The 25,337-nt window shown below is 61.4% G+C and carries 24 protein-coding genes; 11 read left to right on the top strand and 13 right to left on the bottom strand.

All coding sequences use genetic code 11. The features are described from left to right. Window positions 1–4: 4 nt before the first annotated feature. Entirely contained in the window at window positions 5–775 is a 771-nt protein-coding gene (gene hisF / locus NPS47_RS14820; RefSeq protein WP_038605774.1) for an imidazole glycerol phosphate synthase subunit HisF, read from the top strand. Window positions 776–856: 81 nt separating this feature from the next. Here hisF and choV read toward each other — a convergent pair whose 3' ends face one another. The 3 genes from choV to NPS47_RS14805 all read right to left on the bottom strand — a co-directional run bounded on the left by choV (window position 857) and on the right by NPS47_RS14805 (window position 3,894). Beyond that, window positions 857–2,035, bottom strand: a complete 1,179-nt coding sequence (choV, locus tag NPS47_RS14815; protein WP_274295625.1) for a choline ABC transporter ATP-binding protein — start codon at window positions 2,033–2,035, stop codon at window positions 857–859. Then, on the bottom strand, window positions 2,032–2,880 hold the full coding sequence (choW, locus tag NPS47_RS14810; RefSeq protein WP_274295708.1) for a choline ABC transporter permease subunit: 849 nt from the start codon (window positions 2,878–2,880) through the stop codon (window positions 2,032–2,034). The genes choV and choW overlap by 4 nt, the downstream gene beginning before the upstream one ends. A gap of 66 nt (window positions 2,881–2,946) precedes the next feature. Next, entirely contained in the window at window positions 2,947–3,894 is a 948-nt protein-coding gene (locus NPS47_RS14805; RefSeq protein ID WP_274295624.1) for a choline ABC transporter substrate-binding protein, read from the bottom strand. A 451-nt stretch (window positions 3,895–4,345) separates the two neighbouring features. Here NPS47_RS14805 and NPS47_RS14800 point away from each other — a divergent pair, with 451 nt between their 5' ends. Together NPS47_RS14800 and NPS47_RS14795 are read left to right on the top strand one after the other, a co-directional pair. After that, window positions 4,346–5,722, top strand: a complete 1,377-nt coding sequence (locus NPS47_RS14800; protein ID WP_274295623.1) for an L-serine ammonia-lyase — start codon at window positions 4,346–4,348, stop codon at window positions 5,720–5,722. A gap of 391 nt (window positions 5,723–6,113) precedes the next feature. Then, window positions 6,114–7,217 (top strand): GlxA family transcriptional regulator, encoded by a 1,104-nt coding sequence (locus NPS47_RS14795; RefSeq protein WP_107025303.1) that lies wholly within the window; start codon window positions 6,114–6,116, stop codon window positions 7,215–7,217. Window positions 7,218–7,282: 65 nt separating this feature from the next. Here the strand turns inward: NPS47_RS14795 and NPS47_RS14790 are convergent, their stop codons facing one another. The 5 genes from NPS47_RS14790 to choX all read right to left on the bottom strand — a co-directional run bounded on the left by NPS47_RS14790 (window position 7,283) and on the right by choX (window position 11,017). Next, window positions 7,283–7,537, bottom strand: coding sequence for a hypothetical protein (locus NPS47_RS14790; RefSeq protein ID WP_274295622.1), 255 nt, complete (start codon window positions 7,535–7,537; stop codon window positions 7,283–7,285). Window positions 7,538–7,661: 124 nt separating this feature from the next. Then, entirely contained in the window at window positions 7,662–8,132 is a 471-nt protein-coding gene (locus NPS47_RS14785) for a thioesterase family protein (protein WP_274295621.1), read from the bottom strand. 13 nt (window positions 8,133–8,145) lie between these two features. Beyond that, window positions 8,146–9,111: an L-carnitine dehydrogenase gene (locus NPS47_RS14780; protein ID WP_274295620.1), complete on the bottom strand. Its 966-nt coding sequence runs from the start codon at window positions 9,109–9,111 to the stop codon at window positions 8,146–8,148. A 15-nt stretch (window positions 9,112–9,126) separates the two neighbouring features. Next, window positions 9,127–10,011: a 3-keto-5-aminohexanoate cleavage protein gene (locus NPS47_RS14775; protein ID WP_274295619.1), complete on the bottom strand. Its 885-nt coding sequence runs from the start codon at window positions 10,009–10,011 to the stop codon at window positions 9,127–9,129. A 61-nt stretch (window positions 10,012–10,072) separates the two neighbouring features. Then, window positions 10,073–11,017, bottom strand: a complete 945-nt coding sequence (gene choX, locus NPS47_RS14770; protein WP_274295618.1) for a choline ABC transporter substrate-binding protein — start codon at window positions 11,015–11,017, stop codon at window positions 10,073–10,075. A 171-nt stretch (window positions 11,018–11,188) separates the two neighbouring features. Between choX and NPS47_RS14765 the strand changes: the two genes are divergently transcribed. Then, the gene (locus NPS47_RS14765; protein ID WP_274295617.1) at window positions 11,189–12,154 is read left to right on the top strand and encodes a GlxA family transcriptional regulator; all 966 of its coding nucleotides are present in this window, start codon (window positions 11,189–11,191) and stop codon (window positions 12,152–12,154) included. A gap of 5 nt (window positions 12,155–12,159) precedes the next feature. Here NPS47_RS14765 and NPS47_RS14760 read toward each other — a convergent pair whose 3' ends face one another. From NPS47_RS14760 to NPS47_RS14750, 3 genes are read right to left on the bottom strand one after another with little or no spacing between them, the layout of a single operon-like run. After that, window positions 12,160–13,098, bottom strand: coding sequence for an FRG domain-containing protein (locus tag NPS47_RS14760; RefSeq protein WP_274295616.1), 939 nt, complete (start codon window positions 13,096–13,098; stop codon window positions 12,160–12,162). Then, entirely contained in the window at window positions 13,095–13,517 is a 423-nt protein-coding gene (locus NPS47_RS14755) for a DUF3010 family protein (protein ID WP_274295615.1), read from the bottom strand. Before NPS47_RS14755 ends, NPS47_RS14760 begins: the two co-directional genes overlap by 4 nt. Before the next feature lie 7 nt (window positions 13,518–13,524). Further along, the gene (locus NPS47_RS14750; RefSeq protein WP_274295614.1) at window positions 13,525–13,932 is read right to left on the bottom strand and encodes a lysozyme inhibitor LprI family protein; all 408 of its coding nucleotides are present in this window, start codon (window positions 13,930–13,932) and stop codon (window positions 13,525–13,527) included. 243 nt (window positions 13,933–14,175) lie between these two features. On the opposite strand from NPS47_RS14750, the gene NPS47_RS14745 reads away from it, so the two are divergent. From NPS47_RS14745 to NPS47_RS14720, 6 genes are all read left to right on the top strand, one after another. Next, window positions 14,176–15,153, top strand: coding sequence for a dipeptidase (locus NPS47_RS14745; protein ID WP_274295613.1), 978 nt, complete (start codon window positions 14,176–14,178; stop codon window positions 15,151–15,153). Between the two features lie 75 nt (window positions 15,154–15,228). After that, window positions 15,229–15,759, top strand: a complete 531-nt coding sequence (locus NPS47_RS14740) for a DUF5943 domain-containing protein (RefSeq protein ID WP_274295612.1) — start codon at window positions 15,229–15,231, stop codon at window positions 15,757–15,759. Between the two features lie 15 nt (window positions 15,760–15,774). Continuing rightward, a complete protein-coding gene (dgcA, locus tag NPS47_RS14735; protein ID WP_274295611.1) occupies window positions 15,775–17,835 on the top strand; it encodes a dimethylglycine demethylation protein DgcA in 2,061 nt (686 codons plus the stop codon). Between the two features lie 155 nt (window positions 17,836–17,990). After that, window positions 17,991–19,940 carry a dimethylglycine demethylation protein DgcB gene (gene dgcB, locus NPS47_RS14730; RefSeq protein WP_274295610.1) on the top strand — a complete coding sequence of 650 codons (1,950 nt, stop codon included), beginning with the start codon at window positions 17,991–17,993 and terminating at the stop codon, window positions 19,938–19,940. Next, the gene (locus NPS47_RS14725; RefSeq protein WP_274295609.1) at window positions 19,940–21,163 is read left to right on the top strand and encodes an electron transfer flavoprotein subunit alpha/FixB family protein; all 1,224 of its coding nucleotides are present in this window, start codon (window positions 19,940–19,942) and stop codon (window positions 21,161–21,163) included. The genes dgcB and NPS47_RS14725 overlap by 1 nt, the downstream gene beginning before the upstream one ends. Before the next feature lie 15 nt (window positions 21,164–21,178). Next, a complete protein-coding gene (locus tag NPS47_RS14720; protein ID WP_274295608.1) occupies window positions 21,179–21,949 on the top strand; it encodes an electron transfer flavoprotein subunit beta in 771 nt (256 codons plus the stop codon). A gap of 641 nt (window positions 21,950–22,590) precedes the next feature. On the opposite strand, the gene gbcA is transcribed toward NPS47_RS14720, so the two are convergent. Beyond that, window positions 22,591–23,883, bottom strand: coding sequence for a glycine-betaine demethylase subunit GbcA (gene gbcA / locus NPS47_RS14715; protein WP_274295607.1), 1,293 nt, complete (start codon window positions 23,881–23,883; stop codon window positions 22,591–22,593). 144 nt (window positions 23,884–24,027) lie between these two features. Then, window positions 24,028–24,171 carry a hypothetical protein gene (locus tag NPS47_RS14710; protein ID WP_274295606.1) on the bottom strand — a complete coding sequence of 48 codons (144 nt, stop codon included), beginning with the start codon at window positions 24,169–24,171 and terminating at the stop codon, window positions 24,028–24,030. Between NPS47_RS14710 and gbcB the strand changes: the two genes are divergently transcribed. Beyond that, the gene (gene gbcB / locus NPS47_RS14705) at window positions 24,170–25,267 is read left to right on the top strand and encodes a glycine-betaine demethylase subunit GbcB (RefSeq protein WP_274295605.1); all 1,098 of its coding nucleotides are present in this window, start codon (window positions 24,170–24,172) and stop codon (window positions 25,265–25,267) included. The genes NPS47_RS14710 and gbcB overlap by 2 nt on opposite strands. Window positions 25,268–25,337 lie beyond the last annotated feature (70 nt).

Genomic DNA, 25,337 nt, shown 5'->3' with positions numbered 1-25,337 from the left:
CGACATGGCACTGGCCAAGCGCATCATCCCTTGCCTGGACGTGGACAACGGCCGTGTGGTCAAGGGCGTCAAGTTCGAGAACATCCGCGATGCCGGTGATCCGGTCGAGATCGCCCGGCGCTACGATGAGCAGGGCGCTGACGAAATCACCTTCCTCGACATCACCGCCAGCGTCGATGGCCGTGACACCACCCTGCATACCGTCGAGCGCATGGCCAGTCAGGTGTTCATCCCGCTGACCGTGGGCGGCGGCGTGCGTACCGTGCAGGACATCCGCAACCTGCTCAATGCCGGTGCCGACAAGGTCTCGATCAACACTGCCGCAGTGTTCAACCCGGAGTTCGTTGGCGAGGCTGCCGCGCACTTTGGTTCGCAGTGCATCGTGGTTGCCATCGACGCCAAGAAGGTCTCCGGCCCGGGCGAAACCCCGCGCTGGGAAATCTTCACCCACGGCGGTCGCAAGCCGACTGGCCTGGACGCGGTGGAGTGGGCGAAGAAGATGGAAGGCCTGGGTGCCGGTGAGATCCTGCTGACCAGCATGGATCAGGACGGCATGAAGAACGGCTTTGACCTGGGCGTAACCCGGGCCATCAGCGATGCCCTGGGGATTCCGGTGATTGCGTCCGGTGGTGTGGGCAACCTGCAGCACCTGGCCGACGGGATTCTTGAAGGTCATGCCAGCGCAGTGCTGGCGGCGAGCATCTTCCACTTTGGCGAGTACACGGTGCCAGAGGCCAAGGCGTTCATGGCCAAGCAGGGGATCGTCGTTCGTTGATGCTCCTCTATCGCGGGGCACGCCCGCTCCCACCGGGATTTAGGTGATCCCTGTGGGAGCGGGCTTGCCCCGCGATAGCATTCACCCCAGATTCTTGCCCAGCAGCGCGTGATACAGCTCGCTGTCACCGAGAATACCCACCACGGTATTACCCTCCTGCAGCACCAGTTTGTTACCGGTCTGATAGCGAATCTGCAGTGCTTCACGCATACCGATGCTGGCACTGACCAAGGTTGGCTTGCGGGCTAACTCCTCTACCGCTTCCCCCGGTGCCCAGTTCTGCAGGTCCATCCCCGTAGCACCCTGACGCGCGCCCTTGATGGTGTTGCCTTCGGCCAGGTCCAGCCACGAGTCACCACCCGGATCGATGCACACCGAACCGTTGATGCGCTTGCACTTGTCCAGGGTGCGCATCAGGCTGCGACCACACAGGACGTTGAGCGGGTTGGTATGGGCGACGAAGGTCCGTACATATTCGTCGGCCGGGTTGAGGACGATCTCTTCGGGCTTGCTGTACTGGATGATCTTGCCGTCTTTCATGATGGCGATGCGGCTGCCCAGTTTCAGTGCTTCGTCCAGGTCGTGGCTGACGAAGACGATGGTCTTGCTCAGCTTGCGCTGCAGCTCCAGCAGCTCGTCCTGCAGGCCCTGACGGATCAGCGGGTCGAGAGCGGAGAAGGGTTCGTCCATCAGCAGGATGTCGGCGTCCATGGCCAGCGCACGGGCCAGACCGACGCGTTGCTGCATGCCGCCTGAGAGTTCATCGGGCTTCTTGTTGCGCCATTGCGTCAGGCCGACCAGTTCGAGTTTCTCGTCGACCAGCTTGCGCCGCTCTTTCTCCGGGCGCCCCTGCATTTCCAGGCCGAAGCTGATGTTCTCGCGCACCGTCAGCCAGGGCATCAGGGCGAACTTCTGGAACACCATGGCGATGCGCTTGGTGCGCATCATCTTCAGTTCCGCCGGGGTGCAATGGGCGATGTCGATATGCGAGCCTTCGTGCTCGACGAACAATTTGCCGCGGCTGACCGTGTTAAGACCGTTGATGCAGCGCAGCAAGCTCGACTTGCCGGAACCGGACAGGCCCATCAGCACGCAGATTTCGCCTTTGTTGATATCCAGGTTGGCCTTTTCCACGCCGACTACCAACCCGGTTTTTTTCAGGATCTGCTCCCGCGAAAGGCCTTGGTCTAGCAGGCTGAGGGCCTCACGCGGTCGGCTGGAGAAGATAACGTCTACATCTTCGAAGCGAATAATGCTCATGCTTCACTCCTTACCGCTACGTCGGGTTGTTTGCAGATACGGTCGAGCATGATCGCCAGCAGTACGATCGCCAGACCCGCTTCGAAGCCCAAGGCAATATCGGCAGTGTTCAGTGCGTTGACTACAGGTTTGCCCAGACCATCGGCGCCCACCAAGGCGGCAATCACCACCATCGACAGCGACAGCATGATGCATTGGGTGACGCCAGCAGCGATGCTCGGCATGGCGTGGGGCAGTTCGATGCGCGACAGCAACTGGCGGCGTGAGCAGCCGAACGCTTTACCGGCATCGAGCAGTTCCTGGGGCACATCACAGATACCCAGGTAGGTCAGGCGGATCGGTGCGGCGATGGCGAACACCACCGTCGAGATCAGCCCGGGGACCACGCCCAGACCGAACAGGGTCAGGGTCGGGATCAGGTACACGAAGGTGGGGACCGTCTGCATCAGGTCGAGGACCGGGCGCATGGCGGTGTAGAACAGCGGTTTGTGCGCGGCGAGGATGCCCAGCGGTACGCCGATGGCCACGCAGACCAGGGTGGCGAACAGCACCTGGGCCAGGGTTTCCATGGTTTCCTGCCAATAACCGAGGTTGAGGATCAGCAGAAATGACAGCACGCAGAAAACGGTCAGCGCCCATTTGCGCTGGATCAGGTGCGCGATCACTGCAATCAGGCCGATCAGGACGAAGGGATTGAACCAGGTCAGTGCCCCGGTTACACCGTGGATCATGTATTCCAGTGCCGCAGCGAAAGCATCGAAGTAGTTGGCGCCGTGTTGCGTCAACCATTCAACGAAGCCTGCGATGTACTGGCCCAGAGGGAGTTTTTCATCGATCAGCATGATAGCGAGCGTCCACCTGCAAAAAATTGAAGACAGCCTGCGGCGGGGCCAGCCCGCCGCAGGCAGTGCTTACTGCGTGAGTTTGGCCTTGACCGCCTCCAGGCCCGGTTTGCCGTCAACGGTGGTAACCCCTGCCAGCCAGGTATCGAGTACCTGAGGGTTGTTTTTCAGCCAGGCTTTGGCGGCTGCGTCGGGTTTCATCTTGTCGTCCAGGACGTTGCCCATCAGGGTGCTTTCCATGTCCAGGGTGAAGGACAGGTTTTTCAGCAACTGGCCGACGTTGCTGCATTCCTGCGCATAACCCTTGCGGGTATTGGTGAGCACGGTGGCTTTGCCGTATTCGGGGCCGAAGAAATCATCGCCGCCGTCGAGGTACTTCATCTTGAAACGGGTGTTCATCGGGTGCGGTTCCCAGCCCAGGAACACCACCGCGGTGTCGCGGCGCTGGGCCCGTTCAACCTGCGAGAGCATGCCGGCTTCGCTGGACTCGACCACCTTGAAACCGGCGTCTTTCAGGCCGAAGGCGTTCTTGTCGATCATGCTCTGGATGGTGCGGTTGCCGTCGTTGCCCGGTTCGATGCCATAGATCTTGCCGTCCAGTTCCTTCTTGAACTTGGCAATGTCGGCGAAGTTCTTCAGGCCTTTGTCATACAGGGCCTGCGGCACGGCCAGGGTGTACTTGGCGTTTTCCAGGTTGGCCCGCACGGTTTCCACCGTACCGGCATCCCGGTACTGCTTGATGTCGTTTTCCATGGTCGGCATCCAGTTGCCGAGGAACACATCCATATTCTTGCCGTCGGCCAGCGACTTGTAGGTCACCGGCACCGAAATCATGGTGGTCTTGGTTTTGTAGCCCAGCGATTGCAGGACTACGCTGGTCACCGCGGTGGTCACGGTGATATCGGTCCAGCCGACATCGGAGAAGTTGACGGTATGACACTGCTCGGGCTCGGCGGCCTGGGCCAGCAGCGGCACACTCAGTAGCGCGGTCAGCAATAGCGAGGGTGAACCTTTCATGCGATGGACTCCTGATGTTTTTTCTCGGATGTCCCACGGGACCGCCGTGCTTTATGGTTTGCATTCGGTCGGGCCGGACTATCGGGCGATAGCGGGACAGGTGCCGTGCAATCGAGTCGATACCGATCATCTAACAGCGAAAATCAAACGCCTACAGGGTGCGTCGTATCCAGTACAGACAGGGTCGCATCCAGTGTCGATGAGGTCGTTTACAGATTTTTATCAGCCCGTAAACGCGGTTTTGCAGGTTCTGCACCGCAAAAAAACGGCGCAGAAACGCTCGTGACAGCTGGCGGCGTTGCTGGGCAAGAACGCGTCGGTTGTAGACGTCAGAAGTCCGCTCAAAAGCCTGATGATGCGCGAATTCGGCGGATTGCCGCCTATTTAGCGTAGCAGTTGCAACGCCCTTGGCCTGGCTTGGGGGTGGCTGCTCAATCAGGAGGTAGGTGGCATGGCCATCAGTGTGTTCGACCTGTTCAAGATTGGCGTCGGCCCGTCCAGCTCTCATACCGTCGGGCCCATGCGGGCCGCGGCGTTATTCGTCCAGGGCCTGCGTGAACGCGGTGAGCTCGAGCAGGTGCGCCGCATCGAGGTGCGCCTGTACGGTTCGTTGTCGGCGACGGGTATCGGTCACGGCAGCGACAATGCGGTGATCATGGGTCTGATGGGCGAATGGCCGGACGCCATCGACCCGGCGCAAATCGGCCTGCGCATCGCTGCACTGCGCGAAACAGACACTTTGCTGCTTGATGGCCGGCTGGAAGTCGGCTTTATCTGGGCGCGCGACATGCTGCTGCTCGACGAGAACCTGCCTTATCACCCCAACGCCATGACCCTGATCGCTGAAGGCGCGGCGGGCGAGCTGCATCGCGATACCTATTACTCGGTCGGCGGCGGCTTTGTGGTGGATGCGGCGCAGGCTGCCAGTGGTGTGCTGGATGCCGATAACACCGTGCTCCCCTACGATTTCAACAGCGCTGTAGAACTGCTGGAGCTGTGCAAGAAAAACGACCTGCGCGTGTCGCAACTGATGCTGGAAAACGAGAAGGTCTGGCGTAGCGAAGCGGAGATTCGCGCCGGCTTGCTCAAGCTCTGGCAGGCCATGCAGGCCTGTGTCGAAAACGGTCTGAAATATGAAGGGATTCTGCCTGGCGGGCTGAATGTGAAGCGTCGGGCGGCCAAGCTCTATCGCAGCCTGCAGGAGCTGAACAAACCCAATGTGATCGGCTCGACCTTGAGCGCCATGGAGTGGGTCAACCTCTACGCCCTGGCGGTCAATGAGGAAAACGCCGCCGGTGGGCGCATGGTCACGGCACCGACCAATGGCGCGGCAGGGATCATTCCGGCAGTGCTGCATTACTACATGCGCTTTAGCGACGAGGTCAGCGAAGCCTGCGTGGTCGATTTCTTCCTGGCGGCGGCAGCGGTGGGCATCCTGTGCAAGAAGAACGCATCGATATCCGGTGCCGAGGTGGGCTGCCAGGGCGAGGTCGGTTCGGCCTGTGCGATGGCCGCGGCGGGCCTTGCCGAAGTACTCGGTGCGACCCCGGCACAGCTGGAAAACGCCGCGGAAATCGGCCTTGAACATAACCTCGGACTCACTTGCGACCCGGTTGGTGGGCTAGTCCAGGTGCCATGCATCGAGCGCAATGCCATCGCTGCGGTGAAGGCGATCAATGCCGCGCAGATGGCGCTGCGCGGTGACGGCGAACACTTCATCTCGCTCGACCGGGTGATCCGCACCATGCGCGACACCGGCGCCGACATGCACGACAAATACAAGGAGACCTCGCGCGGTGGTCTGGCGGTCAACGCCATTGAGTGTTAACCCGGCCTGCGCCGTTTATGCTCATGCGTGCCACCTTTTAGCGCAGCACTTGATACCTCCTCGATAAACGCCTGTCACCCCGGTCATTGGCGCCTGGGGTGACACTCGCCGATGTCGTTTCTGAGCATCCTTCCCACAAGTGCTACCGAATTGCTCATGTTTCCTACGCAGCGGCGCTAGCACGGTCCTTCGCGTTTAAAACCCGCTTTCGCAACAAAGGCCAGTTAGACGCTGCGCGACGTCGCTTTTGGGTTTTATTGAATGCCCATTCAATTTCAGGCATGGCATTTGCGTTGTGATTGGCAAAGCCCCTGCATCCGAAACGGGGCCATGACAAAAAAAGCCCGTGCCTGCCTGAGGCGCACCCTGCATTGTGTGAGGAGATACCGCGATGACGTCGTACAACTCCGGGACCCCAACCCAGAACCGCACACCCCAATCCATCGGCTTCCTGCTGCTGGATAACTTCACGCTTATCTCCCTGGCCTCTGCAGTCGAACCGCTGCGCATGGCCAACCAGCTGTCCGGCCGTGAGCTGTACCGCTGGAGCACCTTGAGTGTGGATGGTGGTCAGGTGTGGGCCAGCGACGGCTTGCAGATCACGCCCGATGCAGCCATGCACAAGGCGCCGCCCCTGGACACCGTGATTGTCTGCGGCGGTATTGGCATTCAGCGTACCGTGACCCGCGAGCACGTGACCTGGCTACAGAGCCAGGCGCGTCAGTCGCGCCGTCTGGGGGCGGTGTGCACCGGCAGCTGGGCGCTGGCGTGCGCCGGTCTGCTCGACGGTTTCGATTGCAGCGTGCACTGGGAATGCCTGGCGGCGATGCAAGAAGCTTTCCCGCGGGTGAGCATGAGTACCCGGCTGTTCACCCTCGACCGTAACCGCTTTACCAGCTCCGGTGGTACCGCGCCGCTGGACATGATGCTGCACCTGATCAGCCGCGATCATGGTCGCGAGCTGTCGGCCGCGATCTCCGAGATGTTCGTCTACGAGCGCATCCGCAACGAGCAGGATCACCAGCGCGTGCCGCTCAAGCACATGCTCGGCACCAATCAGCCGAAGCTGCAGGAAATCGTCGCGCTGATGGAAGCCAACCTGGAAGAGCCGATCGACCTCGACGAACTGGCGGTGTATGTGTCGGTATCGCGCCGCCAGCTTGAGCGCCTGTTCCAGAAGTACCTGCACTGCTCGCCGTCGCGCTACTACCTGAAGCTGCGCCTGATTCGCGCCCGGCAACTGCTCAAGCAGACGCCGATGTCGATCATCGAGGTGGCCTCGGTGTGCGGTTTTGTCTCCACGCCGCACTTCTCCAAGTGCTATCGCGAGTACTTCGGTATTCCGCCGCGTGATGAGCGTGTGGGTTCCAATACCGCGCAACAAGTGGCGATGATGCCGATTCCACAGGCGTTGGTGCTGTCGCCGCTGGCGGGGCCGATGTCGGCGCTGAGCCAGGCGCGTAATGAGTCGACGTTTGCCAGTGTGAGGCTCTAGGCCAGGTTGGATTCATCGCGGGGCAAGCCCGCTCCCACAGGGAGCGGGCTTGCCCCGCGATGCTTTCAGCGATTCTGGAATTGCGCCAACGCCGGCAAAAGCTGCTTTTCGATCGCCTGACGCACAGCGGGCAGGATGGTCGCATTGCCGGTGTACATTTGCTCGACCATGCCCTTCAGGGCTTTGGCCCGCGGTTCGCTCAAGCCGCGGACTGCGTACTCGCAGGCCTGTTCGGCGCTGGCGTCGCTCGGCATCTCGAAACCCAGGGCACGCAACTGCCCCAGCAGGTCGTCTTGATCAATCAAATCCGCATGCATCATGGCTGTTGTCCTTGTTTGCAGGTGTGATCGTCAGTCGATTCTGTGGGCAGCGGTGCAGGGCGGCAAGGGCAGAATGTCGCAATGGCTGCTTTACCTAAGAACAGGTCGTTTTCGGGTAAGGCTTTCAGCCTGGCAACCCAATCAGCCGCCCAACAAACTCGGCCGCTGGCAGATCAATCTGCTCATCAACAATCCCCTGCAAACGCTCCACCACCCCCGGCGCAAACGGCGCCGAGCGCGGCCCGGCGAGGTCCACATGCAGCAGCATCTGCTCACTGGCCGCCAACGCCTCGGCAAAGCCTTCACGGTGCAGGCTGTGATACAGGTGCAGGCGCTTGCGATCAAAGCCGATGACCTGGGTTTGCACCCAGACATCGGTACCCAGTTTCACCTCATGCAGGTAGTTCAGGTGACACTCCAGGGTAAACAGCGAGTTGCCGCTGGCGCTGCGGTTGTCGCTATCCAGGCCGATGCGGTCCATGAACGCATCGGTGGCGTAACTGAAAATCAGCAAGTAAAAGGCATCGCGCAGATGCCCGTTGTAGTCGACCCAGTCCGCCTGGACTGGGGTTTGGTAGGTGATCAATGCGGGCATCCGAGGGCTCCGGTCAGTCGCTGAAGGCCATGCCGTGCTTGGCCTTGGTGGTTTTTACCGCCTCCAGCACGGCCAGCAGGCAATCATCACGATAGCGCTCCAGCGAACTGATGCTGCGTTCACCCAGCTGTTCGCTGGTGCCTTCGACCACAGCGTCGATCAAGCCATCAGTCAGCTCCGGCGCCGGCAGGTAGGTCCATGGCAGTTGTAGCGCCGGGCCGAACTGCGCCATGAAGTGACGCATGCCGGCATCGCCACCGGCCAGGGTGTAGGTGAGAAAGGTGCCCATGAACGACCAGCGCAAACCGGCGCCAAAGCGGATGGCATCGTCGATCTCGCCGGTGGTCGCCACGCCGTCGTTGACCAGGTGCAGGGCTTCGCGCCACAGCGCTTCGAGCAGGCGGTCGGCGATAAAGCCGGGGACTTCCTTGCGTACATGCAGCGGCCGCATGCCCAAGGCGCTATAGACCGTTTTGGCCGCCTCGATGGCTTCAGGTGCGGTCTTGTTGCTGCCGACGATTTCCACCAGCGGCAACAGGTACACCGGGTTGAATGGGTGGCCGACCACACAGCGTTCAGGATGGGTTGCCGATTCGTAGAACTCACTGGGCAAAAGGCCCGAAGTACTGGAACCGATCAGTGCGTTAGGCTTGGCCGCCGCGCTGATCTTGCTGTGCAGGTCGAGCTTGAGGTCGAGGCGCTCGGGGGCGCTCTCCTGGATGAAGTCGGCATCGCGCACGCACTCCTCGATGGTTGCGACGAAGCGCAGGCGATCCTGTGCCGCACCGGGCGCCAGGCCCTGTTTTTCCAGGGCCGACCAGGCTTTGGCGATACGTTGGCGCAGCGCCGCTTCAGCGCCGGGCGCCGGGTCCCAGGCCACTACATCGAGGCCGTGGGCCAGGGCGCGGGCGACCCAGCCGCTGCCGATCACGCCACTGCCCAGGGCTGCAAAGGTCTTGATCTCGGTAATAAAACTCATCATTAACTCCTGCAATCAGCGACGGCTCAGGTTCATTTTCGCGCGGCCTTCAGCAGGGGTAAGCACCCGTGCGCCGAGGCGGCTGAGGATTTCCGTGGCGCGTTCGACCAATTGGCCGTTGCTGGCCAATACGCCTTTGTCCAGGTACAGGTTGTCCTCCAGGCCTACACGCACGTTGCCGCCGAGCAGCACCGCCTGCGCAGCCATGGGCATCTGCATGCGGCCAATACCGAAGCCAGCCCAGGTCACGCCCGCAGGCAGGTTGTCGACCATGGCTTTCATGGTGGTGGTGTCGGCCGGCGCGCCCCAGGGAATGCCCAGGCACAGCTGGAACAGTGGGTCGTCGAGCAAACCTTCCTTGATCATCTGTTTGGCGAACCACAGGTGGCCGGTGTCGAAGATTTCCAGCTCGGCTTTGACCCCCAGTTCGGTGATGCGCTTGGCGCCGGCACGCAATTGGGCCGGGGTGGAAACATAGATGCTGTTGCCGTCGCCGAAGTTGAGGGTGCCGCAGTCCAGGGTGCAGATCTCTGGTAACAGTGCCTCGACATGCGCCAGGCGCTCCAGCGCGCCGATCAGGTCGGTGCCCGCGCCGAACTCTAGCGGTGTTTCGCCTGGGCCGATTTCCAGGTCGCCGCCCATACCGGCAGTGAGGTTGACGATGATGTCCACATCGGCTTCGCGGATGCGTTCCATCACTTCGCGGTACAGCGCGACATCGCGGCTGAAGCGGCCGGTTTGCGGGTCGCGGACGTGGCAGTGGACTACCGTGGCACCGGCTTTGGCTGCTTCCACGGCGGCTGCGGCGATCTGTTTGGGGGTGACGGGGACCAGGTGGCTCTTGCTGGCGGTGTCACCGGCGCCGGTCAGGGCGCAGGTGATGATGACGTCGTGGTTCATGGGCGGTTTCCTTCGGGCGTGTTGGGGCCATCGCGGGCAAGGCCCGCTCCCACAGGGGCTGTCAGTTGGCAGTCAGCTTGAGGTTTTCAGCAGCAGGCTTGCCGTCGAAGGTGGTCACCCCTTCAAGCCACCGCGCCTTGTCCTCGGGGTGGTCCTTGAGCCACTGCCGGGCGGATGCCAGCGCGTCCTTGTGCTCGAGCAGCGGTTGCATCATGCGGCTCTCGTCTTCAGCGCTGAATTTCAGGTTGCTCAGTAGCCGGTTGGCATTCGGGCAACGCTCGGCGTAATCCGGTGCGGTAACCGTCCACACCGTGGCGCGGCCTTCGTCCGGGCCGAGGGCGTCTTCGCTGCCGCTGAGGTAGGCCATGTCGATGTTGACGTTCATCGGGTGCGGCGCCCAGCCGAAGAACACCACGGCCTCATTGCGTCGCACAGCACGGTCGACGGCGGCGAGCATCCCGGCCTCGCTGGATTCGACCAGCTGGAATTTGCCCAGACCGAACTGGTTCTTGCTGATCATCGCCTTGATCTGGGTGTTGGCGCCGGAGCCGGGTTCGATACCGTAGATCTTGCCGCCCAGCTCCTTTTCAAACCTGGCGATGTCGGCGAAGGTTTTCAGGCCCTTGTCGGCCAGGTACTTGGGTACGGCGAGGGTGGCGCGGGCGTCGTTGAGGCTGGGTTGATCAAGGACCTTGACCTGTTTGGCGTCGATGAAGGGGGTGATGGTCTGGGTCATGATCGGGTTCCAGTAGCCGAGGAACATGTCCAGACGCTGGTCACGAATACCGGCGAAGATGATCTGTTGCGAGGCACTGGTCTGCTTGGTCTTGTAGCCGAGGCCGTCGAGCAGCACCTGGGTCATGGCGCTGGTGGCCATCACGTCGGTCCAGTTGACCACGCCAAGGCGCACGTTCTTGCAAACGGCCGGTTCGGCGGCCACTACGTTGGTGCTGAGGATTGCGGTACCGACGAGCATCAGTAGGCTACGGCTGATCAATCTGTTCATGGTGGCTCCTCCAGCGGCAGTTCTAATTGTTATAGGGGGAGGCCTCTGCGGGCCGTGCTGATCAAACTACGCGCACCGCAACGGCAAAATACGCACCCTGGCGACCAGCACTTGCACAGGGGCGACCTGCAGGGTATTAACCGCAGACCCGTGGCCGTCGAGTCGTTCGCTATGCCCCAGGATTTCTACTTTCTGTTGCTCCCCGGTTTTTCCGCGATCGGCTTTATCTCGGCGATCGAGCCGCTGCGGGTGGCCAACCGCTTTCGCGGCGGGTTGTACCGCTGGCAGGTGTTGAGCATAGAGGGCGGGGCGGTGCAGGCCAGCAATGGCATGTCGGTCAACGCCGATGGCGCGCTGCAGCCGCTGGGCAAAGGTGCCACCCTGCTGGTGGTGGCCGGGTTCGAGCCGCTGGGCAGCTTCAGTCCGGCGCTGCAGCACTGGCTGCGCAAGCTCGATCACGACGGTGTGGTGCTTGGCGGTATCGACACAGGTACGGTGGTTCTGGCCGAAGCCGGTCTGCTCGATGGCCACCGGGTGACCCTGCACTGGGAGGCGCTGGAGGCGTTCAAGGAATCTTATCCACAGCTGCAGGCGACGCAGGAGCTGTTCGAGGTCGATCGACGGCGCATCACCTCGGCCGGGGGTACGGCATCGATTGACCTGATGCTCGATCTGATCGCCCAGGCTCACGGCCCAGAGCTGGCGATCCAGGTGTCCGAACAGTTCGTACTCGGGCGCATTCGCCCACGCCAGGATCACCAGCGCATGCAGATCGCCTCACGCTACGGCATCAGCAACAAGAAACTGGTGCAGGTGATCGGCGAAATGGAGCGCAACACCGAGCAACCGCTCAACACCCTGGTGCTGGCCGGGTCGGTGCAGGTGACCCGGCGTCAGCTGGAGCGCCTGTTCCGCTTGTACCTGCACGACACCCCCAGCGGCTTCTACCTGCGCCTGCGCCTGGACAAGGCGCGGCAACTGCTGCGCCAGACCGACATGAGCGTGCTGGAGGTGAGTATTGCCTGCGGTTTCGAGTCGGCCTCGTACTTTACCCGCTGCTACCGGGCGCGCTTTGAGCGTTGTCCACGGGAGGACCGTATACCCCTTAGAGGGATGAACCTACAGGCTGAGGGGTGATCGATTCACAAGGGTTCGAAAAGCTCGGCGAGGCGTTTTTCGTATTGGTCCTTTTCACGCTGTTTTATCCGTTCTGCGATTTCAACCAGCGACTTGTCGCCGGCCGCTTTTGGATAAATCGACTTCTTGGTGACGTTTTGGTGCTTGAGGGCCTTTTTCATGCCCTGTAAAGCATTCAGAGGAATCAAAATTTTAGTGATATGCGGGCGGAGTACGTTGTAATAGTCCAGATGGTGGACCATTCGGCCGTGCAAACTGAAGCATCCATGCTGAGCTTTGATTCGTTCAGTCATATGTGGAGCGTATAGACAGACAGGATGGTCCAGCGGGTGCCGGGTATTCATTGGATCAAGGAACTGTTGGTAGCGTTCTGCATCTTTCTGGAAATCAAGAACGGTCGGATGAAAGTGGGCTTCGTTGTTGATAGCTACAGGGTCTATTACAAACACCGCTGCCGAAGAGGAGCGCCCGGAGCAATCATCGTCTGCGGATGAATGGTTTGCAGCTTTCCCACTCTTGGGCTTGGCTGCATGAGTGGCGAAAAAAAGCGCAACCAGTGGGCATTTCGACCAGTCTAGTAAGCGTGTAGGCAAACCGTAGTGTTGCGCGATGAACATCCACTCAAAGTCATTTTCCGGTTTTTCCGTCAGATAAGGATTAGCCTCATTTTTGAATGCAGAGAGCATGTCCTCCGCATTCACACCGGCAACGACACAACTCTCAGAAATTTTTGGTTGCCCTTTTTTTACCCGTTCTCCCTTCCAGTCGGTGATCGGTGTCAGATCGCGCAGGGCACCTGGTGTGAGAGCGTAGTTAGAACAGGAGTGTCCTCGGAACCACAACTCTCCCGGTGACTGCTTCTTCAGCTCTGTAATGATGGAATGAAATGCCTCATAGGTTTCAGCGTGAAAGTGCTTCATGTCTTCAGAGGGGCGCGAGCTCATGCGTGGCGCTTGAGCAACACCGCACAAGCGCTCTTGAAGGCTTCGTGCTGGTATTTGTTCAACGACGCGGGCAGCTCGATATTGTGTTTCTTGGCCTGGGCACTGACGGTTTGCGGTGAAACCAGTTCCACTTCGCAGTTGTCCAGCAACTGCAGCACGCCTTCAATCTTGAAGGTGGTCGGGCCGCCGGCGAAGTCGCCTTTCTTGCTGCGCTTCTTGATCGCCAGGTGGCTGATGCCGTGTTCAGCGATGAACTGCCGGGCCTGGCTGGCGAAGGCTTTGACGTTGTCTGCCTGCTCGTCGTCTTCCAGAGCGATCTTTTTCGTCGCCAGGGCAACATGCACCGGGCTTGCGCCGTCCAGCGCGGCGACAGCGAGCAGCGCTTCGCTGCCTTTGATTTCAATTCCGCAGATTTTCATGCTGTTCTCAATCGGAGTTTTGCAGACCCAGGGTCTGCAGGTATTCGGAGCGGTCGTCGCTACGTTGTGCCAGGCAGGTGTTCTGGGCGGCGTCGAAGGCTTTGCCGGGCGCCTGGTCGAAGGTCTCGACCTTGCAGTCGGCGTCGCGCAGCTGTTTCCAGAGGGTTTCGGCGTCGTTCAGGCGTTTGCTCAATTCGGCGATCTTCGTGCCTTGACCGGCGTACTGCTCTTTGATGCGATCCAGCAGATCGGTAAACGCGGCGTTGAGCTCACGTTCGGCGGTGGTGCGGCTGAACAGGGCGCAGTCGTAGTTCTGCTGGTCGGTTTCGACGTTGTCGCACGGCGTACTGTCTTCCTCACTGGCGTGGGCACCAAAGGCCAGCGCGGCCAGAACCAGCCAAACCATCGATTTCATTCAATCATCCTCCCCGGGGAACATGGGCACCGATTCTCGCTCAGTGCCGCAGCAAAGAACAGGGTAGTCGCTAGCCCGTCACCCTCCGAATGAAACTTGCGATAGCCCTTTGTCGCGGTTTGACGCTTTCGGCAATTCCCCTGTCGTTTTTGCATCTTAGCGACCTGGCCCCTAGGCATATGCTGGCCCCAAAGCGCCGGCAGACGATTCGGCGCAGGTAATGCCAATAAAGGGGACAGCCTGATGAGCCCAGCCGAATTACACGCCGACAGCATCGTTATCGACGGGCTGATCATTGCCAAATGGAACCGCGAGCTGTTCGAAGACATGCGCAAGGGCGGCCTGACTGCTGCCAACTGCACGGTGTCGGTCTGGGAAGGCTTCCAGGCCACGGTCAACAACATTGCCGCCAGCCAGAAACTGATTCGCGACAACGCCGACCTGGTCATGCCGGTGCGTACCACCGCCGACATCCGCAAGGCCAAGGAGCTGGGTAAAACCGGCATCCTCTTCGGCTTCCAGAACGCCCACGCCTATGAAGACCAGATCGGCTATGTCGAGGTGTTCAAGCAGCTCGGCGTCGGCATCGTGCAGATGTGCTACAACACCCAGAACCTGGTCGGCACCGGCTGCTACGAGCGCGACGGCGGCCTGTCGGGCTTCGGTCGGGAAATCGTCGTGGAAATGAACCGCGTCGGCGTCATGTGCGACCTGTCCCATGTCGGTTCCAAGACCTCCGAAGAAGTCATTCTCGAATCGAAAAAGCCGGTGTGCTATTCCCACTGCCTGCCTTCCGGGCTCAAGGAGCACCCGCGCAACAAGTCCGATGAAGAACTCAAGTTCATTGCCGACCACGGCGGTTTTGTTGGCGTGACCATGTTCGCGCCGTTCCTGGCCAAAGGCATCGACTCGACCATCGACGACTACGCCGAAGCCATCGAATACACCATGAACATCGTCGGCGAAGACGCCATCGGTATCGGCACCGACTTCACCCAGGGCCATGGCCAGGACTTCTTCGAGTACCTGACCCACGACAAGGGCTACGCCCGGCGCCTGACCAATTTCGGCAAGATCATCAACCCGCTGGGCATCCGCACCGTGGGCGAGTTCCCCAACCTCACCGAAACCCTGCTCAAGCGCGGCCATAGCGAGCGCGTGGTGCGCAAGATCATGGGTGAAAACTGGGTCAACGTCCTCAAAGACGTTTGGGGCGAATAAGCCGCCAGTAACCGTCTTCCGACCCCTGCCACCGGCGCAGGGGCAGCCAACCAAATTTTCTGGAGTTGAGTTTCCATGGCCAAGATCGCCCCGCAATTGCCTATCGAAGTCGACAGCGAGACCGGTGTCTGGACCAGCGATGCCCTGCCGATGCTCTACGTACCGCGGCATTTTTTCGTCAACAACCACATGGGCATCGAGGAAGTGCTGGGCGCTGAAGCCTATGCCGAGATCCTCTACAAGGCCGGCTACAAATCCGCCTGGCACTGGTGCGAGAAGGAAGCCGAATGCCACGGCCTGGAAGGCGTGGCGGTGTTCGAGCACTACATGAAGCGCCTGTCGCAACGCGGCTGGGGCCTGTTCAAGATCCAGGACATCGACCTGGAAAAAGGCACCGCCAGCGTCAAGCTCGAACACTCGGCATTCGTCTATGTGTACGGCAAGGTCGGGCGCAAGGTCGACTACATGTTCACCGGCTGGTTCGCCGGGGCCATGGACCAGATTCTTGCCGCCCGCGGCAGCTCCATGCGTACGGTCGCCGAGCAGGTCTACGGCGGTTCGGAAGAAGGCCACGACGACGGCCTGTTCATCGTCAAGCCGCTGTAAGTCGAGGATCTCGTCATGGCTTTCGAAGCAATGTTCCAGCCGATCCAGATCGGCAAACTGACCATCCGCAACCGCGTATTGAGCACTGCGCACGCTGAGGTCTACGCCACCGACGGCGGCATGACCACCGCGCGCTACATCAAATACTACGAGGAGAAAGCCAAGGGCGGCCTGGGCCTGGCGATCTGTGGCGGCTCCTCGGTGGTGGCCATCGACAGCCCGCAGGAATGGTGGGCCTCGGTGAACCTGTCCACCGACCGCATCATCCCGCACTTCCAGAACCTGGCCGACGCCATGCACAAGCACGGCGCCAAGATCATGATCCAGATTACCCACATGGGGCGGCGCTCGCGCTGGGACGGCTTCAACTGGCCGACCCTGATGTCGCCCTCGGGTATTCGTGAACCGGTGCACCGCGCGACCTGCAAGACCATCGAGCCGGAGGAGATCTGGCGGGTGATCGGCAACTACGCGCAAGCCGCGCGCCGGGCCAAAGAAGGCGGCCTGGACGGCGTCGAGTTGTCGGCCGTGCACCAGCACATGATCGACCAGTTCTGGAGCCCGCGGGTCAACAAGCGTACCGACGAATGGGGCGGCAGCTTCGAAGGGCGGATGAAGTTCGGCCTGGAAGTGCTCAAGGCCGTGCGTGCCGAAGTCGGCCCGGATTTCTGCGTCGGCATGCGTATCTGTGGTGACGAATTCCATCCCGATGGCCTCAGCCACGAGGACATGAAGGAAATCGCCAGGTACTACGACGCCACCGGCATGCTCGACTTCTTCGGGGTGATCGGTTCGGGCTGCGATACCCACAACACCCTGGCCAACGTTATCCCCAACATGAGTTATCCACCGGAGCCGTTCCTGCACCTGGCGGCCGGGATCAAGGAAGTGGTCAAGGTTCCGGTGCTGCACGCGCAGAACATCAAGGACCCGAACCAGGCCACGCGCATTCTCGAAGGCGGCTATGTCGACATGGTCGGCATGACCCGCGCGCACATCGCCGACCCGCACCTGATCGCCAAGATCAAGATGGGCCAGGTCGACCAGATCAAACAGTGCGTCGGTGCCAACTACTGCATCGACCGCCAGTACCAGGGCCTGGATGTGCTGTGCATCCAGAACGCCGCGACTTCCCGTGAATACATGGGCGTGCCGCACATCATCGAAAAAACCACCGGGCCCAAGCGCAAGGTGGTGGTGGTTGGCGCAGGCCCAGCGGGGATGGAAGCGGCGCGGGTCTCGGCCGAGCGTGGTCATGACGTCACCCTGTTCGAGAAGAAGGACGCTATCGGCGGGCAGATCAGCATCGCCGCCAAGGCACCGCAACGCGATCAGATTGCCGGTATCACCCGCTGGTACCAGCTTGAGCTGGCGCGCCTGAAGGTCGACCTGCGCCTGGGCACCGCTGCCGATATCGACACCATCAAGGACCTGCGTCCAGATGTGATCGTGCTGGCGGTGGGCGGTCATCCGTTCCTCGAGCAGAACGAGCACTGGGGCGCCGCCGAAGGGCTGGTGGTCAGCAGCTGGGACGTGCTCGACGGCAAGGTGGCGCCGGGCAAGAACGTGCTGGTCTACGACACCATTTGCGAATTCACCGGGATGTCGGTGGCCGACTTCCTTGCCGACAAAGGCAGCCAGGTCGAGATCGTCACCGACGACATCAAGCCGGGCGTGGCCATTGGTGGTACCTCGTTCCCGACCTACTACCGCAGCATGTACCCCAAGGAAGTGATCATGACCGGCGATCTTGCGCTGGAGAAGGTCTACCGCGAGGGCGACAAGCTGGTGGCGGTGCTGGAGAACGAATACACCGGCGCCAAAGAGGAGCGGGTGGTCGACCTAGTGGTGATCGAGAACGGCGTGCGGCCGGACGAAGCGCTCTACTACGGGCTCAAGGAAGGTTCGCGCAACAAGGGCCAGATCGATGTCGAGGCGTTGTTCGCGATCCAGCCGCAGCCGATCCTCAGTCAATCGGGCGAAGGCTACCTGCTGTATCGCATCGGTGACTGCGTGGCCCAGCGCAACACCCATGCGGCGATCTACGACGCCTTGCGCCTGTGCAAGGATTTCTGATCGCACAAGGCTTGCAACTACCCCTGTGGGAGCCGGCATTGCCGGCGATGGGATCAGCGCAATGTCTGTTGTTGCGCGGTGTTTGCATCGCTGGCAACGCCAGCTCCCACAGTGATCCCCTGGCAAGGCACTGAGGTGCCTTTTGGGAGCTTCCCATGTTGAACACCCTGATCCCCATCCTGCTGTTCGCCGCCCTGGGCCTTGCCGTCCTCGGCGCGCTGCGACGTGTGCGGATGTGGCGCCAAGGCCGGCCATCCAAGGTCGACCTGCTCGGCGGCCTGCTGGCCATGCCGCGGCGCTATATGGTCGACCTGCACCACGTGGTCGCCCGCGACAAATACATGGCCAACAGCCACGTCGCCACCGCCGGGGGCTTTGTGCTGGCAGCGGTGCTGGCGATCCTGGTGCATGGCTTCGGCCTGCATAACAAGATCCTCGGCTATGCCTTGCTGCTGGCCACGGTGCTGATGTTTGCCGGTGCGCTGTTCGTCTACAAACGCCGGCTCAATCCACCTTCGCGGCTGTCGAAAGGGCCGTGGATGCGTCTGCCGAAAAGCCTGCTGGTGTTCGCCGCCAGCTTCTTTGTCGCGACCTTGCCGGTGGCTGGCATCTTGCCGGAAGGTTTCGGTGGCTGGCTGCTGGTGGCCTTGCTCGGTCTTGGTGTGCTCTGGGGTGTGTCCGAGCTGTTCTTAGGCATGACCTGGGGCGGGCCGATGAAGCACGCCTTTGCCGGCGCCCTGCACCTGGCCTGGCACCGCCGCGCCGAGCGTTTCGACGGTGGCCGTTCCACCGGCCTCAAACCGCTGGACCTGGAAGATCCGCAGGCATTGCTGGGCGTTGAGAAACCCAAGGATTTCACCTGGAACCAGTTGCTCGGCTTCGACGCCTGCGTGCAGTGCGGCAAGTGCGAAGCTGCCTGCCCGGCCTTTGCCGCCGGACAGCCGCTGAACCCGAAAAAACTCATCCAGGACATGGTCGTCGGCCTGGCCGGTGGTACCGATGCCAGGTTCGCTGGCAGCCCGTACCCCGGCAAGCCCATCGGCGAGCATGGCGGCAACCCGCACCAGCCTATCGTCAACGGCCTGGTCGATGCCGAAACCCTGTGGTCCTGCACCACCTGCCGCGCCTGCGTGGAGGAGTGCCCGATGATGATCGAGCACGTCGATGCCATCGTCGACATGCGCCGCCACCTGACCCTGGAAAAAGGCGCCACGCCAAACAAGGGCGCCGAGGTACTGGACAACCTGATCGCCACCGACAACCCGGGTGGCTTCGCCCCGGGCGGGCGGATGAATTGGGCTGCGGACCTCAACCTGAACCTGCTCGGCGAGACCAAGAGCACAGACGTGCTGTTCTGGGTCGGCGACGGCGCCTTCGACATGCGCAACCAGCGCACCCTGCGCGCCTTCGTCAAAGTGCTGAAAGCGGCCCAGGTGGACTTTGCCGTGCTCGGTCTTGAAGAGCGCGACAGTGGTGATGTGGCCCGGCGCCTGGGCGATGAAGCAACCTTCCAGCAACTGGCCAGACGCAATATCCAGACCATGGCCAAGTACAGCTTCAAGCGCATCGTCACCTGCGATCCGCACAGCTTCCATGTGCTCAAGAACGAATATGGCGCCTTCGGTGGTGAATATCGGGTGCAACACCACAGCACCTACATCGCCGAACTGATCGGCGCCGGCGCGCTGAACCTGGGGCAACACAAGGGTGGCAGCGTCACCTATCACGACCCGTGCTACCTGGGCCGTTACAACGGTGAGTACGAGGCGCCGCGTGAGGTATTGCGGGCCCTGGGCATCGAAGTGAAGGAAATGCAGCGTTCGGGCTTCCGCTCGCGTTGCTGCGGCGGTGGCGGCGGTGCGCCGATCACCGACATTCCCGGCAAGCAGCGGATTCCCGACATGCGCATGGACGATATCCGCGAGACCGCCGCCGAGCTGGTTGCCGTGGGTTGTCCACAGTGCACGGCAATGCTCGAAGGGGTGGTCGAACCGCGCCCAATGATCAAGGACCTGGCCGAGCTGGTCGCCGATGCCCTGCTCGAAGAACAGGCCCCGGCGAGTAAACCTGCCCCGGCAAAGCGTGAACCTGCGGAGGTGCACTGATGAGCGACATTATCCGCCGTGACCCGCGCGCCGAGTGGATTGCCCGCAACCGCCTGCATCCGCTGCACGCGGCCATGCAACAGGGCCAGCAGCACAGCTGGATGGGCCCCAACGGCATCCTTCGCAAGAATCCCCATGGTGTCGGCTTTATCGGCCCCAACGGCATCAAACGCATCGACCGCAGTGGCGCCCAGCAAGGCACCAGCAACAAGCGCAGTGCCGCGGCGGTGGTGGAGTTGCCACTGCACCAGGTGCTGCAGCCGGCGTTTTACATCGCCGTGGTCCCGGACATGGTCGGTGGCCGCCTGGGCAGCCACGACCGCGATCTGCTCGGCCTGGCTCACAGCCTGGCCGGCAGTGACGGCGCGGTGCTGGCCGTGGTGTTTGGTGAACACAAGGAAAACAACTTTTCCACAGCCGGTGTCGATCGCTTGCTGGTCATCGAAGGTGACGAATTCGACGGTTATGCACCGGAGCAATTGGTGCAGGGCCTGCGCGCTGTGGATAACCAGTTCAGCCCGCGTCACTGGCTGCTGCCCGACAGCCGCAGCGGTGGCGGCGAACTGGGTCGGCGTTTTGCCGCAGCGATCAATGAGCGCCCGGCTACGCGCGTCTGGCAGGTTAAAGACGGGCAATGCAGCGGTCGCGCCGGTGCTGGCCAGCAGGACCTGATTCGCGGTCTGCCACGCTTGATCCTGGCGGCAGCCGAGTGCGCCGAGCCCGTCAGTGAAACCCGTCACGAAGCCTTGCCTGAGCAGTTATCCACAAATGTGGCGCGCAGCCTGCCACGTATCGAAGACCTCGGCCCGGTGGCCGTGGACCCGGCTGCGATTGCCATGGCCGAAGCCGAGTTCATTGTTTCCGGCGGCAACGGGGTCAAGGACTGGGAGCTGTTCCACCGCGCCACCGTGGCCCTCGGCGCCACCGAGGGGGCGTCGCGGGTGGCGGTGGATGACGGCTTCATGCCGCGTAATCGTCAGGTCGGTGCCACCGGCACCTGGGTGACCGCACGGGTCTATGTCGCTGTGGGTATCTCCGGGGCGATCCAGCACCTGCAGGGCATTGGCGCCTGCGACAAGGTGGTGGCGATCAACATGGACCCTGGCTGCGACATGATCAAACGTGCCGATCTGTCGGTGATTGGCGACAGCGCCGCGATCCTTCAGGCGCTGATCGAGGCTGTGGAAAACTATCGCAACGACGCCAAGCGCGACGCGGCATAAGGGCAGGGGACAACTATGAACACCAAGGTCATCAGTCTGGTTTCGATCGGTGCCCACCCCAGCTCCGGCCGCACCCGGCGTGCCGAGCAGGACGCAAGGGCAGTGGAGCTGGGCCTTCAACTGGCTGGGGATGACTTGCAGGTGCTGCATGCCGGCGATCCTCAGGAGCCGGCGTTGCGCGCCTACCTGGGCATGGGCCTGGAACAGCTGGATGTACTTGAACAACCGCCCGGCGCCGATGCCCTGGGGGTACTGGGGGATTACCTGCGTGATGCCGGGGCCCATCTGGTGCTGACCGGTAGCCAGGCGGAAACCGGCGAAGGTTCGGGCATGCTGCCGTTCCTGCTGGCCGAGCGCCTGGGTTGGCCACTGGTAGTGGGTCTGGCCGAGGTGGAATCTATCCACAATGGCGTAGCCCAGGTGCTGCAGGCGCTGCCGCGAGGCCAGCGGCGCCGCCTCAAGGTGCGCTTGCCGTTGCTGGCCACTGTGGATAACGCCGCACCCAAGCCACGCCAAAGCGCTTTTGGCCCGGCCCGGCGTGGTGTGTTGGCCGCCCGCCAGGTACAGATTGTCGAAGACGAGTTATTCACCAGCGCCGAACTGCAACCGGCCAAACCGCGGCCCAAGCGCTTGAAAGTGATCAAGGCCAAGAGCGGTGCCGACCGCATGAAAGCGGCCACGGCCAAGGCCAGTGGCGGCGGTGGACAAGTGCTCAAGGATGTCAGCCCGCAAGCGGGTGCCGAGGCCATCCTCAAATTGCTGGTGGAAGAGGGTGTGCTGCGCTGATCAGTTGCTCACAAAGTCTGTTGGCCGATCTGTGGATAAAGTGTTTGTGTATGGCTGCAGGGCACGCATGGCGTGCCTTTCGGCGTTATGGTCAAAAAATGATCAAGCTAAGTGACGGATTTTTCGGGGTTTTCTCTCACAGCCTGGGTTGATATTGCCCACAATCGCTGTTGGCGGGTCTGTGGATAATATGTTTGCCCATGGCTGAGAGGCCCGTGTGGCAAGGGCTGCATTCGATTGATCAAAAAACACACAATAGCTGCCTTTATGGCCTACAGAGCCCCGCAAATCTGCTGTCTGAAGCCTTATCCACAAGCGTTTTCAACTGCCGGGACTTTTGCACACAAAGTCTGTTGGCGTCTCTGTGGATAAGGTGTTTGCCTTCCGCTGTGAGCCTTGTATTTAAAGGGTTACAGAGAATTGATCAATTAATGATCAATATTTTTTATGCGCAAAAACAACGACTTGCCCACATTAGCTGTGGGCTGTCCTGTGGATAAAGTGTTTGCTGTATGGACGGGGCCAGCAGGGCCGGGGGATTGCGCGGGGTGGTTAATAGTTGAACAGCATCGCGGGGCAAGCCCGCTCCCACCGGTTTTCACCATCCCCCGGTGAGAGCGGGCTTGCCCCGCGATCAGACTTTACTGCACAGCCACACCCTTGAGATAAGGCGCAGGCGCCGCCCCCAGATTGCTCAGCAAGCGCTCGCTGTACCAATCAACGAAGTTCACCACCCCGAACTCATAGGTCTTGGAGTACGGCCCAGGCTGATACGCCGTGGAGTTGATCCCGCGCTGGTTCTCTTCGGCCAGGCGCCGGTCCTGGTCGTTGGTGGCATCCCACACCTGACGCATGCGCTCGGGGTCGTAATCCACACCCTCGACCGCGTCCTTGTGCACCAGCCACTTGGTGGTGACCATGGTTTCCTGGGCGCTGATCGGCCACACGGTGAAAACGATCATGTGATCGCCCATGCAGTGGTTCCACGAGTGCGGCAGGTGCAGGATGCGCATCGAACCGAGGTCCGGGTTCTTGATCCGGCCCATCAGCTTCTGGCAGCCCTGCTTGCCGTCCAGGGTCATCGACACCGTACCCTTGAGCAGCGGCATGCGCACGATGCGGTTGCGCAGGCCGAAGCTGGCGTGGGCGTACGGAATCTTCTCGGCGTCCCAGGCCGCAGCCGAGGCCGCCACGTGATCCTTGAAGGCCTGGTCGGCACGCGGGTCGGTGACGTCGTCCCACTCCAGCAGGGTTTTCAGCAGTTCCGGGTGCGAACCGCTGCAGTGGTAGCACTCGCGGTTGTTTTCCAGCACCAGCTTCCAGTTGGCCTTTTCCATCAAGGTGGTTTGCACCGCCACCTTGGTGTTTTCCATGTCGTAGGGCTCCATGTAGTGAGCCAGGGTGGCGAGGAAGTCGTCGATGGCGGGTGGGTTCTCGGCCAGGCTGATGAAGATATAGCCGCCTGCGGTCTTCACATTGACCGGCTTGAGCCCGTACTGCTTCATATCGAAGTCGGCGCCCATCTCGGTGCCGGCGAACAGCAGGCGGCCATCGAGCTCGTAGGTCCACTGGTGGTAATGGCAGACCAGCTTGGCCACTTTGCCCTTGTCGCTGGTGCACAGCCGCGAACCGCGGTGACGACAGACGTTGTGGAAGGCATGCACTTGACCTTCGGCACCGCGCACCACGAGGATCGGGTTCTTGCCGATCTGCAGGGTGAGGAAGTTGCCCTTGGCCGGGATTTCACAGGTCATCCCGGCGATCAGCCATTCCTTCTGGAAGATTTCTTCCATATCGATCTGGAACAGGCGTTCGTCGCAATAGAACGGCTGTGGCAGCGAGTAGGTCCGCTCGCGGCTCTGCAGCATCTCGGCAGTCGCCTTGCGCGCAGGTTCCAGTGGATCGCCCAGACTCAAAGTTGCGGTGACGTCCATCGTTCAGGTCCTCATGGCCAGTGCTTGTGGCCGGTGAAAGTGGCTAATCATTGTTATCGCGACGCAAGGCTGAATAACAGCAGGATCATGTGCGATGGAGTGTGCGTTCGAAGCCGCCGCGAACCATATCCATGGGCGACATGATCAGATCCGTTTCCGACGCGCCAGCCCTTGTGGCAGGGGGCTGGTCGCGATAAGCACGCCGATGTCGCGGATAGGAAAGTGTCCGCCGTGCAGCTTGAGCAGAATCGCAAGCATCAGGCCGCAGTCGGCCGTGGAGACGAGCATGTCCAATTTCCTCAATCCGGTCAGCACCCAGACCTGGGCCAACGGCCGCCATATCGTCCGTTGCGTCAAGGTGATCCAGGAAACCTGGGATGTGCGCACCTTCTGCTTCATGGCCGACCAGCCGATCATGTTCTTCTTCAAGCCCGGGCAGTTCGTGACCCTGGAGCTGGAGATCGACGGCGAGCCGATCATGCGCTCGTACACCATCTCCAGCTCGCCTTCGGTGCCGTACAGCTTCTCGGTGACGATCAAGCGGGTGCCGGGTGGCAAGGTCTCCAACTGGCTGCACGACACCCTGCACGAAGGCCAGGAGCTGGCCGTGCATGGCCCGGTCGGGCTGTTCAACGCCATGGACTTCCCCAGCCCCAAGGTGCTGTACCTCAGTGGTGGCGTCGGCATCACCCCGGTGATGTCCATGGCCCGCTGGTTCTACGACACCAACGGCAATGTCGACATGGTGTTTGTGCACAGCGCGCGCTCGCCGAAAGACATCATCTATCACCGCGAGCTGGAGCACATGGCGTCGCGGATCGATAACTTCAGCCTGCACATCATTTGTGAGAAGCACGGCCTGGGCGAGCCCTGGGCGGGCTATCGCGGCTACCTGAACCAGAAGCTGATGGAGTTGATTGCCCCGGACTACATGGAACGGGAAATCTTCTGCTGCGGTCCGACGCCGTACATGCATGCGGTCAAGCGCCTGCTCGAAGGCAGCGGTTATGACATGAGCCGCTATCACGAGGAGTCGTTCGGTGCGACCCCGGCCGAGGTCAAGGCCGACGCTGTCGAACTTGCCGAGCAAGCGGCCGATGCGCCGGAAGTGGACAATGCCGACCTGCATCAGGTGGAGTTCACCACGGCCGGCAAGAGTATTCGTGTGGCGCCGGGTGAGACCGTGCATGCCGCAGCGGCCAAGCTTGGCCTGATGATTCCCAAAGCCTGCGGCATGGGCATCTGCGGCACCTGCAAGGTGCTCAAGCTGGGCGGCGAGGTGGAGATGGAGCACAACGGCGGCATCACCGATGATGACGTCGCCGAAGGCTATATCCTGTCGTGCTGCAGCGTGCCCAAGGGCGACGTGCGGATCGAGTATTGAGTTGACCGGATTTCGCGGGTGTACAACCGGAGACATCCTTTACACAGTAAACCGGAGACATGGTTTACAC

Origin of the sequence: Pseudomonas putida (assembly GCF_028682475.1) — a bacterium.
In the GTDB taxonomy this organism is placed as follows: Bacteria; Pseudomonadota; Gammaproteobacteria; order Pseudomonadales; family Pseudomonadaceae; genus Aquipseudomonas; species Aquipseudomonas putida_AG.
Note: the sequence above shows the minus strand (reverse complement) of the source record. Positions and strands in the feature narration are given on the sequence as shown.